Source organism: Pantoea sp. sgz302252 (assembly GCF_042610525.1).
In the GTDB taxonomy this organism is placed as follows: domain Bacteria; phylum Pseudomonadota; class Gammaproteobacteria; order Enterobacterales; family Enterobacteriaceae; genus Erwinia.
The window spans coordinates 59,539-76,986 of record NZ_JBHDVM010000001.1 but is presented as its reverse complement, the minus strand read 5'-3'; the positions used below and the strand labels follow the sequence as shown (position 1 = coordinate 76,986).

Genomic DNA, 17,448 nt, shown 5'->3' with positions numbered 1-17,448 from the left:
TCCCGGATAAATTTGTCCCTTACTTCCATGTATTTCCCGACGTGCCGGCTTCGTAGAAAAAGGAGTATGTCAGGCAATTCCGGCAAAAGTATGAGCGGGGTTACCCGCTGCCAGTCAGCAAGTTCTGGGGCGGCCATTTTGCCTCACGATAAAATGGCCGCTGCTTCGCCGTTAAACTAGGCTTCGCCCTCTTCCGCCAGCTCATCGCGCATCGCCTGGATCGCTTCTCGGCTTAGCGCGGCCAGCGTGCGGTAAAAGGGCGTTTCGGCCCAGGCTTCTACTTTGCCCAGGAACTGGCCGCACCACGGCAGCAGGTATTCATCGAATAGTGTAATTTGCGCCTGCACTTCGTCTTGCTGCGACTGATCCTCCAGCCAGGAGGCGGCCAGCAGCAGTGAACCAAAACGATCGGCTGGCGCCTCGCCCAGCGGCATGCCACGGCTCTGCAAAAAGGCACGCACTTCGCTCTCCTGTGGGCCGTTTTCCCACTGCGATCCTTCTGCTGGTACCTTGCAGTCGCTGCCAACAAACAGCGCGTTATAGTCGGCGGCCAGCGCTTGCAGATCGCTGTTTTGCTGCAGGCGCGTCAGCAGCTCATCCTGCTCCAGCGGCCACTGCTGCTGTAGCTTGCCCTCGCGCAGCAGGGTAAACAGCGGCACCAGCAGCGGATCCTGCGGCTGGCGATTAAAGAGCGAACCAAGGATGCGGCAGATGATCGAAAATTCATTCATGAAAAAAGTTCCAGTCTATTCAACGTGACAGGGTCACAGTTCAGCAAATTCAGGGATAGCAATGCCGGTTCTGCGCTGCAAAAAATCCAGCAGGCGGCGTGGCGTCACATTTAATACGCGATCTTCAGGAAAATCCACTTCCTTCATGATCCGCAGGCAATGTTCGAAATTCCCCAGCGTAAAAGCGGTGTGGGAATCAGAACCGCAGGCTATCCAGCCGCCTGCGTCGCGCACCGCTGCCGCAATAGCCCGACAGTTGGGCTCGCTGCCTTTGCGCGAATGGGTAAAGGAGGAGTTGTTCAGCTCCAGCGCCACCTCATATTTTGCGGCGGCTTCCGCTATGGCGGGAATATCTACCGGATATTTTGGGTTGCCCGGATGACTGATGATATGCACGTTGCCGCTCGCCATGGCGGCGATCATCGCTTCTGTGTTGGTCGCTTTATCACGCGGCGCCAGCACCGGCTCGTGGAATCCCGCTACGACAATATCCACGGCGTCCAGCATCGGCCCGGTACAGTCTATTTCGCCCGCCGTGTTTTTAATATTGGCCTCAATGCCGCGCAGAATGCCCACGCCATCCACTATTCGGGGCCAGATCCGCATATTGATAAAGTGCCAGGCATGCGGCGCGTCGGCCATATCCGGGCCGTGATCGGTAATTGCCAGGAGTTTGACACCGCAGGTCTGCGCCTGCTGAGTGTAGTCGCGCAGCGTGCTGTAAGCGTGTGTGCTGGCGACGGTGTGCATATGAAGATCGACAGGGTACATAAAATTTTTCCTTATTAACGGCTGTGATGCCCGGGTTAATAACCTCGCGTCAGGTCAACTTCTCCAGCAGGCATCTCGCCCGTTTCACGTAGCCGGATGGCTTCGGCAATATAATCCATAGCTTCCTCCGGCAAGGTGACAGCGGCATTATGCGGCGTAATAGCGATGGCCGGATGCGCCCAGAATGGATGATCCTGCGCCAGCGGCTCCTGCGCGAAAACGTCCAGCGCCGCCGCTTTGATCTCGCCCGCCGCCAGCGCCGCCAGCAGATCTTCTTCCACCAGATGCGCGCCGCGCGCCAGATTGATCAGATAAGCTTCCGGTCGTAGCTGGCTCAGCAAAGCGCGATTTAAGATGCCTTCGGTCTGCGGCGTATTCGGCAACAGGTTAATCAGAACTTGCGTACCGGCCAGAAACTCACCGAGCTGCTCTTCGCCGTGAAAGCTGGTTACGCCAGGGATCGTCTTTGGCGAGCGGCTCCAGCAGCTTACCGGAAATCCCCAGAAGCGCAGGCTCTCCGCCACGCTGCTACCCAATACGCCAGCGCCCAGGATACCAATGGTAAAGGTTTCGCGGGAAAAGTTACGCAACGGCTGCCAGAGCGCCTGGCTTTTCTGCTGTTGGTATTCATTAAAGCGGCGGAACCAGCCCAGCACGTGCCATACTGCGTATTCCTGCATCTGGCGGCCCATGCCGGTATCCTCCAGGCGAAACAGCGGCACGCCTTCAGCCAGCATTTCTGGGTGTTGACGTAGCTGGCCCAAAATATCGTCGACACCTGCGCCCAGGGCAAAGACGCCTTTTAGCTCGCGTCCCTGCAACATCTCAACCGGCGGCTGGCGCACCAGTGCATAGTCGGCAGGCGCATCATCGCCCGGCTGCCACGCACGCACGCGGGCCTGCGGCAGACGCTGCTGTAAACCCGCAAGCCATTTTTCCGCTTTAAAAGAAGGATGGTAAAAGATGATATCCACGCAAGTTCTCCTGTTTTTTCTTCAGGCTCGGGGAAAACGGCGCCCGTGGCAAGTAAAAATTAGTGGGGTCTTTATGACCCCAACAGGAAACTAGCGCGCGGTCTGGATCAGCCTGCGCAGCAGCGGCATTAACAGCAGCAGGATCAGGCCGGTGGCGGCACTACCCCAGCCCAGCAGCATAAAGATATGGCTGTAGCCCGGATTGGTAAGCGCGGGCGAGCTGCCGCCATTTTCCGGCATCATTCCGGAAACATAGCCGGAAAGCACCGAAGCGACGCCGGTGACCATCATCCAGCAGCCCATCATGACGCCCTGATAGCGTTGCGGCGCCAGTTTACCGATCATAGCGTAGCCCACCGGCGAGATCAGCAGTTCGGCCAGGCTTTGCAGGACGTAGCTAATAACGATCCATTTGAACGCCACCATGCCGTCGCCGCCAGCCAGCATAATGCCTACCGGTAGCACCAGCATGCCCAGCCCGATGCAGAACAGCGAGGAAGCGAACTGCAAAGGAATATCAATGCGCCAGCCGCGTTCACGCAGGTTACGAAATCCCATCGCCAGCAGCGGGCCGCCAAAGACGATCACCAGCGTATTGATGTTTTGCACCCACTGCGGCGCAACCTGAACGCCCCAGACATTAAGCATAATGTTGTGTTCGGTGAACAGCATCAGCCCCATCGGCGCCAGCTGATAGAGCGTCCAGAAAACCAGCGCGCCCAGCGCCAGAATCAAATAAGCGGCCATTCTGCGCTGCTCGTCGCGCGGACGGTGCCGCAAGGCGGTAAAGGCCAGCAGCAGAAAGACAATGGCGCCCAGCACCAGCACAAAAGCGCCGGTAAAGTCAGCGTGAGTCAGCATAATGCGAATAACGGGCACCAGCACCGCCAGGATCAGCAAACCGGCCAGCATCCGCAGCTGTAGCTGTTTTTTGCCCACGTGCAGCAGCGGCGTATCAATATCCGCCAGCCTTTTCCAGCGCAGCAGCGAGATCACAATAGCCACGGCATTACCCAAGGTGGCGAACAGGAACAGCGCCTGATAATGCTCCTGCAGCTGGAAATAGCCGGCGCCGGTAAAGCCGATAAAAAAGCCCAGGTTCATTCCGGCGTAGTTCCAGAGAAAAGCGCTTTCGCGGCGGCTGTCTTCCGGCGTGAAACGTTGCGTCAGCATCATATTGATGCAGGTTACGTTCAGTCCGCTGCCGGTTAAGAACATCGCCAGGCCCCAGTAGAGCCCTTCTGCGCTTTGTCCGGAGAGGATCCAGCAGCCGATAACCTGTAATACCATTCCCAGCACAAACAGGTTGCGGTTGCTAAGGAAGCGGCCGCCCAGATAGCCGCCAAACAGGTGCAAACCATAGTTAAAAGCGCCGAAGACGCCCATCATGGCATTGGCCTGCGCCTCGCTGAAACCGAGCCGTTTAGTGGCGTAAAGCACCAGCGTGGAATAAAGCACGGCAAAGCCGAGCGTGGCGAAAATCTGGATGAAGAACAGCGCGCGCGTGCCTTCCTGCCCGGTCGCCGCCGCATTGTTGGTCTGGATAGTCACTGTGGCCTCATGATTTTTTAGCGCGATAGAGCGCATTATTATGCATATTGTCGGGCCAAATGCGCTGGCATCGTTAAGTTTTGTCCGGGCCTGTGGCTTTTCTGCCGAATTTAGCAGCAGGCTGCTGCAAAAGTGAGTGAACGAACGGAAAAGTGCAGAAAGGGAGTTGACCGGCGCGGTAGTTTTCCCTACATTACGCCCCACGCAGCGAGCATGCGTAACAATTTGGTGAGGTGTCCGAGTGGCTGAAGGAGCACGCCTGGAAAGTGTGTATACGGCAACGTATCAAGGGTTCGAATCCCTTCCTCACCGCCATATTTTATAAAAGTGCCCGGTTAACAGCCGGGCATTTTTATTTGCATATTCCCTCGGAGGAAGGGTGAGAACTCTTGACCAGGGTTCGACAAAACGGCCAGCCAGGACGTTTTGCACAGCGAATCGCTGCCCGTCAGGGTGAGGCTTGACAAGCCTCATGTCATCCCTTCCTCACCGCCATATTTTAAGAAAAGCCTGAACGCACGTTCAGGCTTTTTTTTGCCTGTTTCCACGGAGGAAGAGCCTGACCAGGGTTCGACAACACGGCCAGCCAGGACGTTTTGCACAGCGAATCGCTGCCCGTCAGGGTGAGGCTTGACAAGCCTGAGGTTGATGACAAACCTCAGGTCGCGTTTAAATCTGTGACAGAGCAGCAGAGGCAGATCGGAACATGGACACGCCGTGAAATCGTCCATGATGGCTCGGTTGGCGCGTCCATGCGCCAAACGGTCCATTTATCCGCTCAGCCTCTGCCGCTATCAAGCTGCGGCGTTGCTGTAAAAAGAGGCAGTCCTGATGAAGGGTTCGGGTTTGTCCGCAGTCTGAGGCTTGACAAGCCTGTTTTCCTGCATTTGCCTGCCAGAAAGCTGCTTTTGACTACAATCTGCAAACAACAGGCAATCTTACTTCTTCCCCTCTTTTTTCCGTAATCAATTTCAAAGCCAGGTTATTTCATTTTATGCAGCGTATTTTAATTTTTTACGGGCGCCCGGGCCTGAGCAAAATTGTTTTAATTTCCTTCAGGTTGCCTCACTGCTATAATTGCTTTTTTATACAGGATAAGGATATCTACTATGTATCAATACAAAATGATTCAGGTTGCACCTACTATTTCCATACGCGCAAAAGATAATAAAAACGGTGTTGCGGCACAATATCTGGAATCGGTGGTGAATGAACTGGCAAGAGAAGGCTGGGAGTTCCAGCGGATTGATACTATTGGTATTGAAGAGAAACCGGGCTGCTTCGGTGACAATGAGAAAACAGCAGTATATTATTACATTATCTCTTTCAGGAAAGAGGTATGATTTTGCTAAGTCGAGCCAGCCTGCTGCTGATAGCGCTTTATCGTAAATATGCGCCTGCCAGCGTGCGAGAGCGGTGCCGCTATTATCCTTCCTGTTCCGCCTATTCGCTGGTTTGTATTAAGCGCTTCGGCTTTATTCAGGGCTGGAAGCTGGCAATAGCCAGGCTTAAAAAATGTCGGCCGCCGAATGGCGGCTATGATTTCCCTCCCGGCAAAAAGCGTTGAATAGTTCTGCAACGGATACGACAGCGCTGCGGAGACGTTTAGTATCGGGCATATATTAACCTCTGCTTCCGCCTGTTGGCGTTTTTTGCGACGCTGGCGAAAGCAGAGGAAAACACAGCTATAAACTCTCGCTCTGTTGAAGGATCAAAGCGTAACGGTTAAGCAGCTGATTGATATGCATATCGGTCTGTTGCAGCAGCGCGGCTGGCGGCTTTGCTCCCTGTGCGGTTTGATTCAGTTGGTAAAGCCGTTCTTCCAGCGGTACAGCCCGTGAAAAATGCTGGGTCACAGTAAATACCATGGATTTCAGCTCGGAAGCGGTCAGGTATTTGCCTCTGCGCTCATCAAGCGCGTTCAGCCGCCGGGCTAAATCCTGCAATCCTTCCATGCCCTGATGCCAGCCGGAAAGCGTCTCCGCTGGCAGCGCGTTGCCCTCGATATAGTGTTGCCATTGCGCTTTTAGCCCGGTAGCCTGTTGCGGTTTCGCCCCGGCGGCCAGCGCAAAACCGTAGCGCTGCCGCCACAAGGGCGCAAGCTGCTCCAGCTCCGTCAGCGAGCTTTCGGTTGCCGTTACGGGCACTGGCTCCGACGCCTGCTGCTGTTGCCAGCCCCACCAGCCCGCCGCACCAGCTATCAGCATAGTCAACATTCCAGCGGCGAAGCTCTTCCACGGGCGCCCCGCTTTCATCTTTATGGGTGCCTCTGGTGTCACAGGTGCTTCTTCTCGCACCACGTAAATCAGAGGTTCAACAGGCGCAATAGTTAAAGAAAGTAAGCCTGCATCTCCGTCGCTGCTTTCATTGATGCCTTTACCGTTATCTTCGCCAATGCCTTTGCTCTCAAGCCGGACAGCCGCATTGCGCATAAAGACGCACAGCTCTCCTGTTTGCGAGATGTTTTTTAGATTAAGGCGCTGCAATAGCTGGTGTATGGCGCTGAGATGCTGCTCTGCCTGGTAGATATGGGGTAAATCAGCGTGCTGCAGGGAGAGCTTACGCAGCAGCGCCTGCAGGCGCTGGCTAAATTCGGCGAGGCTTTTGAGCCGGGCCGGTATGGGCTGCGGCCACAGCGCGCCCCACTGATGCGTCAGCAATGCTTCCAGCAGCGCCAGCCCTTCGTTCAGCCCGACGATCCCTGCCAGATGGGTACGCGCAAGCGTATACCAAATCGCTGTATGCAGCTCGACGCCATTCTGCCGGAAGAGCGACAGGCTCAGTTGCTCAACGTGCTTCCAGTCCACATCCGGTCGCGCCGGGTGCGAGAGCTTCGCCAGCTCTTCGCGCAGGCTGGCATAATCTGGCAGCATGCGCGGATCGCCACCCGTTTTAAGTCGGTTACTGCTGTTCATTAGCATTCAGCTCCTGCGGGTTTGAGGCTGGCAAAGATGCAGGCGAAGCCTGACGGCAATAGCTTTCCCGTAGCAGCAGGCTGGCAATTGTTGCCTCCGTGCACGGCGATAAGGTCTTATCCATATTCCTTTTCCGATATAATCGATAAACAGAACCGTTTTATTTAATAAACTGCTGCTGCTTGAGATGCCGCAGCAATATTTTTCCTTCCGGCATAAATTCGGTGCCGTAGCGCACCAGGCCGACGCCTTTTAATTCCGCGTCGATAGCGTAGCGCAGCTCGCCCGGCTGCCGCTGTTCCAGCAGCAGCACATCGATTTTCCGCAGCCTTGGCTCATATTTCAGCAGCACCGATGACAGCGTGCCGATCAGTTGATGAGCCGTGCCGGGCATGCCCTGCAGGATTTTAGTCATATCCGGCAGGCCATAGTCCGGCAGATGCGCCAGCGTGCCCGCCCGGCAGTTAAGGATGCGCTGCATATTATCCAGCACCGACATAATTACCTGGTTTTCTTCACTGACCTGATAGAGATCGAGGCCGCCGATGAAGTTGCCGTAAAGCATTTCATAAAGGGACGGTTGCGGCATGCTATTCATCCTTGTTAATTAAGTTCAGGCGATTATCCCCCGCTTCGATAATCCGGGGTTTATCCGGGTCGAGATCGCTGCGGGAAAGCACTATCCGCCAGTTGTCCTTTTGCTGGTCCGGAGAGATAAACATGCCGGCCACCGCCACATACTGCGCTTTTTCTTCCATTGGCATGTCCAGCAGCACCGCGCCACCCGGCAGTAAGCGGACATCTCTTTCAGCCAGCAGATCGGCTTTAAGCGCCTGGCTGTCATCCGCGAACAGCGAGGGATAATCAGTGCTGTCAAAGGCCTTGCGGTCTTTGAGCTGGTAAACACGAATAACGGTGGATAGAGCCACGCCGCCATCATTGTTGTTGATAGCTTCGCGAGCGCGAAGATCGAGGTGCAGGTTTTTCACCTGCTTAAAGAAAACAGACCGGGTCACGGCGACGGTGCCGTCCGTGATTTTCTGGGTCAGCCCACAGCCTGCCAGCAGCATCGCAACGCCTGAGGCCAGGGCAAGTCTGGTTATGTTACCAACGGTATTCGCCATCTTCATCGCTCTCCCTGCGGTGTATGTCTTCCTGAACGCGCTCATAGCGGCCCAGATTGATCGTAATGGTTTCAGTGAGTTTTGTGGTGTCGGCGGGGTTAAGCAGACGCATTATCGCCGTGCGCCCCAGTAAGGCATCGCCTGGCCGCTGCACGCAGTTAACAGCGGCATCGGGTAAAAGGCGGCGCTCCACGCAAAGCTGTAAGCGGACATCCAGGCGCGTCCCCAGGTAAACCTGCAGTAGCGCCATAAGGTCAGCATGCAGTTCGCCGCCCGGCAGCCAGCCCTGAACTTCATCCGGATTAGCAGTGGCAAGCTGCATTAATACCTGGCTGTTTACGTCGGTAGCCCAGTTGCCCATGATGGGTTTCCCTCGCAGCGTCACCGGCTGGCGTATGCTCATGACCAGCGGCTTTTTCAAAGGCACGCGACGTTTATCGTGATGCCAGATGGTAGCCCGCGTATCCGGAGCCAGCAGGCGCACCAGCGACATCATTCCTTCGGCGGTTCGCCCCGGCAGCAGCATTGCCGGCAGCAGCGCCAGAAACCGCGACGCGGGCGTGGCGATATTTTCCGTACAGCCAGCAATACCCAGCCCTGCCAGCCCCAGCAGATACTGTGAGGTTTTGTCCGTGCCGCCTTCGGCAAAAGTCGCAGGATAAGAATATTTACGCCAGATACGGTAATACTGGGTAATCAGGCGGTGATTAAAAATATCCAGGAAATCCGCCGTCGCCTCATAGCCTTCCCGCTGCTGGGTGATATCGTCGATATAGTGCGTTGGTAACGGCGACTCTACGCCGTAAAGCCCCATAAAAGTAACCCGGACGGTGGGCGGCAGGCGCGCGTCTTCCGGCATTTCCACGCTTTTTATTTCCCCGCCCGGAAAGCCCATTCCGGGATGGGGACGAAAGCGTACGGGTTCATGCCGCACCTGCCATGTACTGCCGATAACGACCTGTTCGGACTGTTCCAGCAGCTGGCAAAAGCGGTAAAAGTTGCTGTAGGGCAGCCGATCGCCCAGCTGTGAAATCAGCCGGGCAGGCGCGGAGAGTGATTCTCTTTCCACCGGATGCATTTTCCTTCTGGCTGAATGAAAAGGGTCAGCTGGTTAAACTGATTCATATCGGCATAGAGCGCGAAGAAGCGATTAAGCATTTCGCCAAACAGGTGAATATCGCCCTCGCCCGTAAAGCCGCTGCTGTCGAGCGTTACTTCTATATCCAGCCCGCGCAGCAAATACCCTTCTTCGAAGCGTTGGATACGATGGTGCCGGACGCGCTGTATCGCCTCCAGCCGACGGTTGTTCAGTTCATCTTCCTGCCAGTTATAGAGCGCCAGCGCGCCGCGCAGCACTTCCGCGCTGCTCATCAAATTAAGAAAGCCGCTGCCCAGATGGCTCAGCACGCGCCAGTGGAAACGATCTTCAGCGGGAGGATAAACGGGCAATGTCGGCTTACTGAGGTTTCTGACCGCCATTTTTGTCTGCGTCGCCTGTTCGCAGCGATCCAGCAAGGTACTTTGCAACGCACGTCGGGGGAGCTGGCCGTTGGTACCGGTGATTTGCAGCGAGACGGTTTCCCGTGAAAAAGCGCGATCCTGCTCCCACTGTTCGCCACCGAGGATCAGCCAGGTATCGTGCAGGCCAGTTACGCCGCGTTTTACCCGCGTATGGTAATAGCGCGGCGGGGCCTGACGACGCATCATACCGCCCCGATGCCGGAAACTGCTGAAAGGCACGTATTCCGCGCTGCTGGCGCGGCTGGAACCGGTGACGGCATCCACCGACCAGATTTCGGTATAGCCATCCTGCAGGCGTTTTGGCCGCAGCAGGTATTCGCTCTCCAGCCCGGAGATAATCAGCGGATCCGCCTCCAGAGTAAACAGGTTGATTACGGGGACGCAGTGCAAGCGCAAGGCCTCATCGGTAATCGGCAAATCGGCTGGCCACTGTTGGTTAAATATCACCTCGATATCGAAATATTGCGTACCGGCGGGCAGCACGAGATTTTCCAGGCCGTTGAGGTGGATAAACAGGAATTTTTCGCGAAAGGTGAAATATTCCAGCAGCAGCTGATAGCCGCTGAACGCCGTTTCGCCCTTTGGCCACAGGGCATCTTCTTCCTGAAAACCGCCCGGAGAAAACCAGCCGTCCAGCGGTATGCGCTCGGGCTGTCCGGAGAGCCGCAGGTACAGCGCTGCCTGACGTCTGGTCAACATCAGATGGAGCTGCGTGCTGACGGGATCGTCCGCGCCAGCGTAAAGGCTCAGGCGACTGAGATCGATTCTGGTTAAATCTGCTTGTCCGCTACAGGTAAAACGGAGCCGCAGCAGCGATCGCCCATCCGGTTCAGTCGTCATCACTATCCCGGAAATAGCCAGCGGATTCAGTACCATGTCACGGGTGGTACGATAGCGGCAGACCGTGTTTTTTGGCCCAACAGGTCGGGAAAAGACCTCAAGACCGGCAGGCACTTTTTCGGCCATTTTCATCGCGTGCAAATCTGGCATAAAGCCGACGACGGAAAGCGAGGGAATAGTGCGTAAATAGTGTGGCCAGAGCATACTGACCAGCCCTTCCGTCAGCTCCGGCAGATCGTCATCAATTTTTTCCCGCAGCCGTCCCATTGAGAAAGCAAAGCCTTCAAATAGCCGCTCTACATAAGGATCCGGCGTGCCGGCTTTATCCAAATCAAGCATTGCCGCGCGGTCAGGATGAGCCTGGGCAAACTCTTTTGCCGCTTCACGCAGATAACGCATTTCCGCTTCGTAATAGCGCAGGGTTAAGTCTTCCATGAATATTGTTTAATCCAGTAATGTTAAGTGAAAAGCACCGCTGCGCGTGCCGGATCGATGGCGATCAGGTCTGCAAGCAGCCGTTCCATCAGCGGCGTAAAGCGGATTTTATCAGCCTCGCTCCTTCCTGCTTTGATGCGCAGCAGTTTCAGATGCCGAGCCAGCACTTCGAACAGCAGACCTGGCTCCCATTGCACCAGCGTCAGCTCTGCCGCCTGTTCGCCCAGGCCAGCCAGAAGCGTGGCGGCCAGTTCGTTTTTCCCGAACTGCTCCGCCAGCCGGGCCATCAGCAGGCGCAACAGCCATTGTTGACGGGGAGTATGGACGCCCGGTCGGCTTTGCAGCCAGTTTAGGGCCGCTTCTACTCCCTCGCTGTCGGCAAGCGCGATGGCTTCGGGTTCCAGCGCGAGAACGTCTTCTTCCGCGTGCGCAGGCTCCGCTTTTTCGTCCCAGGCCCCGATGCTGGCGAGGATGTGCTGCTGTATCCAGTTCAGGGTGACTTCATCGGCGTAGGGCGTGCCGTCGCTGAACGCCAGTTTTTCCAGACCGGACAGGCGTGTAAGTAGCCCTTTCAGGTCGGCGGCGACGATATCCGCCAGCGTTTGTTCACCCAGCTTTAGCAAAGCCTGATGGCTGTACCATTGCAGATCCAGCCACAGATGGTTGGCACCACGCGAGAAGACGCTGTCGGCCTGCTCCAGTATTTCTCGCCAGCTTTGCTGCAGATAAAGGCGTTTCAGCAGCGCTCGCTGATCGGCTCTTGGCGGTTCGATACGTGTGCGACCTGCGGAGTCCGGTGCCGGGATGCTGTGCAACGTATCGTGGCGCAGGCTTTTCATCAGATGATGCGCAGCAAGCCAGCCATCTGGCTGCTCCCGCAAATAGGCGGCCAGCGTGCGCGCCTGGGCCAGTAAATCCTGCCCCGACGTGATGCGGCTCATTTCAGGCGCATCGTTGCGGACTACGCTTACGGAGGCGCTGTCGCTGGCATTCTGTGGCACCACCGCATCCAGGCCGCCCGCTTTTGTCAGCCTGGCCTCCAGCGCGCCGTAAAGGCCCGCGAGATTTGGACGCGCTTCATCCGGTTCGGCATCGGTATAGCGGGCTATCAGCAGTAATACTCCTGTTGTACGCAGTGCCTCTTCCCGGACGACTTCCGGATAGAGCGACAGCGTGTCCGTTATACGCGAACTTGCAAGCCATTCCAGCGCGGCTTTACGGCTGCGCTCACGCTGTGGATGCAGCAGGGAACCGAAACGCTCCAGTAAACCGCCTAACAATTCAAGACCATCAGCCAGGCCGCGCTCGCCTTCTCGTTGCAATTTCGCCCAGCAATAGCAAGTTGCCACGCGAATATCTTTAGTGGTGGTGGTCAGCAGTTTTTCCGTAAGCTGACAGATAAGCTCAGTGTTGGCGCCGGAAAGTTTATTTACCTCTTCGCGCATTTGCTGGAAGTCATCGTCATAACCGGGATCTTCTCCGGTCGGCGCATCGCCAGAAATCGGCCGTAGCCAGTTTTCCCACAGCGCGATACGCTCCTGGCTCTGTTGCAACATCAGCGCCGGTTCCGCCTGACAGGCGTTGACCAGTATATTCAGTGAGGACATTAGTTTATCTCCGGGCCGTCAGCGCTTTCCAAATCTACTCCCGGCACGCTGAAAATAGTTTCCGGCAAACGAAAACGGCGCAGTTTGAGCAGCGTTAACGGCCCTTCTCCCGCTTCCGTACGCAGGGTGTAGTTAAGTAACCGGCCGTCCTGGGCCTGCCAGCTCAGGCTGTAACTGCTGCCGACACCCGGCCAGGCACTGACGGTGGCTTTATCCAGCAGTCTTATCCAGCCCCAGATGCCCGGCATATCCGCATACTGGCGGGTACCGGCCTGAGTGCTTATCCAGCTCAGCGTGGCGCCCGGTGCCGTGGTGTCGCCAGGCCAGGCGAAGCGCTTCCACTGCGGCATCTGATTAACGTAGATCAGCGGCTGATGGTCGATAATCAGGCTGGTTTGCATTACGCCCGCTGCGGTTCCCGGCCTGAGCTCAAAGCTCATACCGGCGTGACCTTCGGTAAAAGCCACATCCGAGATATAGCTCAGCGTATTCATCGCCTGAAGAAACGCCGGATTAAACGTCAGGCCCTGAGCATTGATGCTGTCCGGCACCCAACGACTGCCCTCGCGACGCAGTACTCCATTAAGCCGGGTTTGCAGAAATTGCGTAATTCGTCCTGATTCAGCGTTCAGATATTTCGCCAGCAAAGGCAGCGAAACGTCGCTGCTGCTGTTACTGAACGGATAGCGTCCGCCGAAAACAGTGTTCCATTCATCAACGATGGCCTGTCGCCACTGCACATTCAGACTGGCCGCTGCTGGCGTCAGTACCTGTTGCCAGGCCTGTTCCATTGGACTAACGAATAGCGTATAGCCAAACCCGCTCCACTCCTGGCCAAGCCCTGCCGCCGTCAGGCTGCCATAGTCGCGGGTTTCCGTTAGATCGACGGCTTTACCCTGAAATACGGTTTGCGCCAGCGTTTGCACCATGGCCTGTGGATCGGGGGCATTGGTGACCTGCTGAAGCCGCAGGCGAACCTGGGTAATCCTGGTCAGATAAGATTGCAGGCTCTGCGCCTGTTCCCCGCTGCGATTTTTCTCCATCAGCGCCAGCACCGGGCCAAAGGTGGCATCCAGCGGCCCGTGCGGGCCGGCATCCTGATCGAGCGCCGGTTTGTTTTCACCGCCAAGCAGATTCTTCGCCGATTTCACCAGCGAGTCAGCGATAGCTCCGCCGGTTTGCCCGGTTCGCCCCTGAATATTAAGGGTATTCATTAGCGCCACCAGCGGCGACTGGCGCACGTCCGCCATCAGCGTTAGCTGTTCGATAGAGTCGGAAAGCGTGGCGGTGCGGTTCCAGCGCAGGCTGTTAAGAAAAGCCAGCCAGGCACCGGCATAATCCGTGAAATAGCGTTCGGTCAGCCGCTGCTTCAGCGCTTCCGGGGAAGCCTGCTGCTGCGGATTTTGCCTGTTGTCGGTCAACACCCAGTCCATTTCATCCCGGCGCTCTTTTACTACTTTTTCTATGGCGGGCTGCACTGCCTGCTGCCAGGCCTGACGGGTAAACATGCCGGGCACGATTCTGGTGGTGCTGAACAGGCGCGCGGCGTCTGTGTCCGCCGTCATATCTTCAAGACGCATATCCGCATACAGGTTCGCGACCTGTAGCAGCATTTTTTGATAGAGCGTGGATTCACTGTTACGCATTCCCATCAGGCTGACCAGCAGCGTTCGTGCCTGGCTAACGAGCTGTTCGTCAGCTGACAGATGCCACTGCGGCCTGACCTTTAGCTGCGCGCCGTAAAATGCTAACAGCGATGGGCCAGTTCCTTGCCACAGACTATTGGAGACGCCCTGCCGCTGCGGCCAGCTGCGCATCAGCGCTGTGCTGAACCAGTCGGCATCCATATGACCGGTGCGAACCAGCATCAGATAAAGTTTAAGCTGGTCATAAGCGGCTTTCGCTTTCTGCTCGCGCTGCGCGCTGCCGGGCGGAAGCATAATAAATTCGCTGAGTTGCTGATAAAGATGAGCTGCGGCCGCATCGCCAAGCAGCGGACGCGCGCTGTTATGATAGCGAGGCCAGAGCGCGGTCAATAACGCTTCATTTTGACTAAGCCCGGCGCGGCTGTGCCATGGTGCGCCATGTTCGGCACGATATTGCAATCGCGCCAGCGTTTTTTGCAGCGCCTGCAACGCCTGTAGACGATCTGCCAGCGGCTGGTTTTGCCGTGCTGCCAGCGCCGCCTGCTGCTGTGCTTCGCTAACCATATTGCGGTTGCTGATAAAAGAGACCGTGAGCCAGCTGCCCCACAGCACCATTAGCAGCGCGGCCAGAATAGCCATTACCCGACGCCACCGAATACCCGGCTTGCGCGGACGAAGCGCCGCCGGCAAAGAAAGAACCGACGTGGGTAAGGCCTCCCAGCGTTTATCCGTCCCCCAATGATGTTTTACCGTGCGAGCTGTTCCTGGAGCTATCGGACTGAACAATACGCCCGCCAGCGGCAGCGGGCGATAAGGGTTGAGCATTATGGCAAGCGGCCCGGTCATGCTTTGCGTATCGCGCTTTAATTGGTCAGCAAGCATTAGCGAAAAATTAAGCTGCACTGAGTGGCAAATCTGCCGAACGCCCTGAGCGATGAGTTCAGATGCCAGGGTTTGTAGCTGTTCTGCTAACGCAGCAGTGCTGCAATTGGCGGCAAGCAGGCAGCCTGTGGCATGAAGTGAACCTGCCGACTGTTCACCGGCACGCGGGTGCAGCGACCAGAGGTAAAGCGGTAGCTGCCAGCCCAGCGCATCCATTCGCTGGCTGATAGCCTCGGCGACGGCATCCATAGCGCTGTCGGGAAGAGGTGGCTGCGGCTGCGGCAGGCCCGGCGCGGATAAGCGGTCAAAGGCTGAGGTAACCCATATCATGCCGTCTGCCGGGCGGCGGCGCAGTTTGCGCAAGGCGTTTAGCCACTGCGTATCGGCAGGCGCATCAGGATCGCCTCCCCACAGTAGCAGAGTACCTTTGTCTTCCTGCCAGAGTTGGGTGGTCAGGCCAGGAGAAAGTGCTTCGACATCCGATACCGAGCCTGTTAACAGGAGGATGCGAAGGTTGCGCTGCCAGTAACGGCCGTAAAGGTTACGCATTGCTCTACGAATTTCGGCAATGAGTACGTTGCGCGGTGGCGTTTGCGCTAAACGTGATTCAGCCGCAGGTAATTCGTTTTTGCGCCTTGCCTGTAAACGATGCCAGCGCTGCTGAATAGCTATCGCAAGCGCTTTCCCATGCCGAAGCAGCATCAGAAGGATCATGGCACCAACAAAGCCCAAAAATTTACCGCCTTGAGAATGCAGACCAATCAACTCTCCGTAATGCCAAATACCCCAGGCGATCGCTGCGGCAATCGTCCCTGTCAGGCCGTAACCAGCCCAACCTCCACGCCACACTGAACTACCCATTGTCATTATTTTTATTCCCTGTTGTTACGGTGGTAATAAAACTCTGGTCTTCCTCTACAGCAAGCAGCAGGCAAGCAGCTAACTCTATCCTCACTATGTCGCTGATTACGGCTGCCATGACCCATGGGGAAAAAGGCCCGCTGATACCGGCATAGGTTTCCAGCCAGTGAAGCTGGTCAACATTCCAGCGCCCGCCATAGTCTTCACTGGCTTTTAACAAAGCAGGAAAAGAGCTACCCCATCGGACACGATCGCCAATAATACATTGAGTAAAATTCGCCGATTTTTGTGTTGAAAAAAACACATCAAGTTCTTTATGAAGGTTGATCATATCCAGAGGCATTGGCCGGAGAATACGCGCCTCACAGGAGAATTTATATTTAGCTGCAAGATCGTCTGAAACCAGCAGTAGCGCAGCAAAAGCATCGCTGTATTTGTCTTCTCCTTGCGTTTGCTGGACTAATATCAGTTCAGCCGTAATCCCTGGCGACTTGAGATGCTCATCCAGGTGAAGGAAAGATTTTGATTTCATAATTTGCACCACCGGAACCGGCCGCTCGGGAGAGAAGTTCTGCCGCCAGGCTTCAGCAAAAACTTTCTGCAAGGATAATTCGTCATCCGCAGCATCCGTAAGCAATAAAACGTCAAGCTGCAGTTCCAGCGGAAGCCGTGCGATAGACTGTCGTACCCCTTTTAATAACAATGAAAGCCCTTGCTGGCCTTCTTTAAAATTAATACGTCTGGTCTGGTTAATATGCTGCTCCAGCGCAGCAGGAGCCTGCAGGAAAGTTGCTGGCGTAAGGTATTCGGGCAAAATAACCCCATTGTATAATACAGCCATATAACGCCCTGCCCATTCAGTCCACTGCTGTTGGGCATAAGCAGCTTCGTTTTTTTCAAACTGATACTTTTCAAAAGCGCAATTATAACGCCAGCCGCGCAGGCACATAAGGATGAACCAGGCAAAAAGCGGCCCTGCAGAAATAAGCCACAGATTATATTTCTGAAGAATACCCGATAAATTATTAGCATGAAGCACGAATAACACTACCCCAGCGACCAAAGCAGTGACGCCAGCGATAAGCCACAAAATAAGAGAGGGTTCTTCGGGTAGATCCATCACCGTTGTTTTTTTTCTGTCCCAGGCCATAGCTTATCCTATTGCGCAATCCGGCGCGCTGGAGATAACCTGGCAGCCGCACTGACACCGACAACCGTCGACGGCTACAGCTTTGCCATCAGACGACCATTCGGGAGAACCTTCAATAATTTCGTTGATACCGTGTTCTTTTATTGGACAGCTTATCTTATCGCCGATAAGCGCGACTTTTTTGCCATTGACAATCATGGTTGACGAAGCGGTAATGACCTGACCGCCGTGAGTGGTGCTATCACCAAGCAATACAAAACCTTTAGACATAGTAACTCCTTTTTGAATTGATTATCTTCCGTTCTGCTGTTTTGTATATGTGCTGCGCAGCAAATAGTCAGAAGGCGGAGAAAAACTCTCATTTAGCGTGCAACTGCTAATTAAAACCAGGGGTAGTAGATAAAACACATTAAATATTTCCATTTATATCTCCTGCCATC

16 protein-coding genes and 1 tRNA gene are annotated in these 17,448 nt (G+C 55.6%); 3 read left to right on the top strand and 14 right to left on the bottom strand.

Going from position 1 to position 17,448, the window contains the following annotated elements; genetic code table 11:
* Positions 1-176: 176 nt before the first annotated feature.
* The 4 genes from ACETPC_RS00310 to ACETPC_RS00295 form a co-directional block, all read right to left on the bottom strand.
* Complete coding sequence (locus tag ACETPC_RS00310; RefSeq protein ID WP_380177498.1) at positions 177-731, bottom strand: molecular chaperone; 555 nt, start codon at positions 729-731, stop codon at positions 177-179.
* Between the two features lie 33 nt (positions 732-764).
* Entirely contained in the window at positions 765-1,502 is a 738-nt protein-coding gene (locus tag ACETPC_RS00305; protein ID WP_380177496.1) for a phosphatase, read from the bottom strand.
* 35 nt (positions 1,503-1,537) lie between these two features.
* Positions 1,538-2,476, bottom strand: coding sequence for a glyoxylate/hydroxypyruvate reductase GhrA (gene ghrA / locus ACETPC_RS00300; protein WP_380177494.1), 939 nt, complete (start codon positions 2,474-2,476; stop codon positions 1,538-1,540).
* Between the two features lie 90 nt (positions 2,477-2,566).
* Entirely contained in the window at positions 2,567-4,027 is a 1,461-nt protein-coding gene (locus tag ACETPC_RS00295; protein WP_380177492.1) for a peptide MFS transporter, read from the bottom strand.
* Between the two features lie 227 nt (positions 4,028-4,254).
* On the opposite strand from ACETPC_RS00295, the gene ACETPC_RS00290 reads away from it, so the two are divergent.
* The 3 genes from ACETPC_RS00290 (at position 4,255) to yidD (ending at position 5,594) form a co-directional block, all read left to right on the top strand.
* Positions 4,255-4,342: transfer RNA gene (locus ACETPC_RS00290), tRNA-Ser, on the top strand.
* Between the two features lie 794 nt (positions 4,343-5,136).
* Positions 5,137-5,370, top strand: coding sequence for a DUF4177 domain-containing protein (locus tag ACETPC_RS00285; RefSeq protein WP_380177490.1), 234 nt, complete (start codon positions 5,137-5,139; stop codon positions 5,368-5,370).
* Positions 5,367-5,594: a membrane protein insertion efficiency factor YidD gene (gene yidD, locus ACETPC_RS00280; protein WP_380177488.1), complete on the top strand. Its 228-nt coding sequence runs from the start codon at positions 5,367-5,369 to the stop codon at positions 5,592-5,594. The genes ACETPC_RS00285 and yidD overlap by 4 nt, the downstream gene beginning before the upstream one ends.
* Before the next feature lie 118 nt (positions 5,595-5,712).
* Here the strand turns inward: yidD and ACETPC_RS00275 are convergent, their stop codons facing one another.
* Genes ACETPC_RS00275 through ACETPC_RS00230 form a run of 10 tightly spaced genes read right to left on the bottom strand, consistent with a single transcriptional unit; the run spans position 5,713 to position 17,278 of the window.
* Positions 5,713-6,942, bottom strand: a complete 1,230-nt coding sequence (locus ACETPC_RS00275; protein WP_380177486.1) for a VasL domain-containing protein — start codon at positions 6,940-6,942, stop codon at positions 5,713-5,715.
* Positions 6,929-7,066: a hypothetical protein gene (locus tag ACETPC_RS00270; RefSeq protein WP_380177484.1), complete on the bottom strand. Its 138-nt coding sequence runs from the start codon at positions 7,064-7,066 to the stop codon at positions 6,929-6,931. Before ACETPC_RS00270 ends, ACETPC_RS00275 begins: the two co-directional genes overlap by 14 nt.
* 36 nt (positions 7,067-7,102) lie before the next feature.
* A complete protein-coding gene (tssE, locus tag ACETPC_RS00265) occupies positions 7,103-7,540 on the bottom strand; it encodes a type VI secretion system baseplate subunit TssE (protein ID WP_380177482.1) in 438 nt (145 codons plus the stop codon).
* Positions 7,533-8,066, bottom strand: a complete 534-nt coding sequence (tssJ, locus tag ACETPC_RS00260; RefSeq protein WP_380177480.1) for a type VI secretion system lipoprotein TssJ — start codon at positions 8,064-8,066, stop codon at positions 7,533-7,535. The genes tssE and tssJ overlap by 8 nt, the downstream gene beginning before the upstream one ends.
* On the bottom strand, positions 8,047-9,144 hold the full coding sequence (gene tssG / locus ACETPC_RS00255; protein WP_380177478.1) for a type VI secretion system baseplate subunit TssG: 1,098 nt from the start codon (positions 9,142-9,144) through the stop codon (positions 8,047-8,049). The genes tssJ and tssG overlap by 20 nt, the downstream gene beginning before the upstream one ends.
* Positions 9,099-10,862: a type VI secretion system baseplate subunit TssF gene (gene tssF, locus ACETPC_RS00250; protein WP_380177476.1), complete on the bottom strand. Its 1,764-nt coding sequence runs from the start codon at positions 10,860-10,862 to the stop codon at positions 9,099-9,101. Before tssF ends, tssG begins: the two co-directional genes overlap by 46 nt.
* 23 nt (positions 10,863-10,885) lie before the next feature.
* Entirely contained in the window at positions 10,886-12,469 is a 1,584-nt protein-coding gene (gene tssA, locus ACETPC_RS00245; protein ID WP_380177474.1) for a type VI secretion system protein TssA, read from the bottom strand.
* Positions 12,469-15,864: an ImcF-related family protein gene (locus tag ACETPC_RS00240; RefSeq protein WP_380177472.1), complete on the bottom strand. Its 3,396-nt coding sequence runs from the start codon at positions 15,862-15,864 to the stop codon at positions 12,469-12,471. The genes tssA and ACETPC_RS00240 overlap by 1 nt, the downstream gene beginning before the upstream one ends.
* Positions 15,851-17,008 (bottom strand): hypothetical protein, encoded by a 1,158-nt coding sequence (locus tag ACETPC_RS00235; RefSeq protein ID WP_380177470.1) that lies wholly within the window; start codon positions 17,006-17,008, stop codon positions 15,851-15,853. Before ACETPC_RS00235 ends, ACETPC_RS00240 begins: the two co-directional genes overlap by 14 nt.
* A gap of 3 nt (positions 17,009-17,011) precedes the next feature.
* Complete coding sequence (locus ACETPC_RS00230) at positions 17,012-17,278, bottom strand: PAAR domain-containing protein (protein ID WP_380177468.1); 267 nt, start codon at positions 17,276-17,278, stop codon at positions 17,012-17,014.
* Positions 17,279-17,448: the final 170 nt, after the last annotated feature.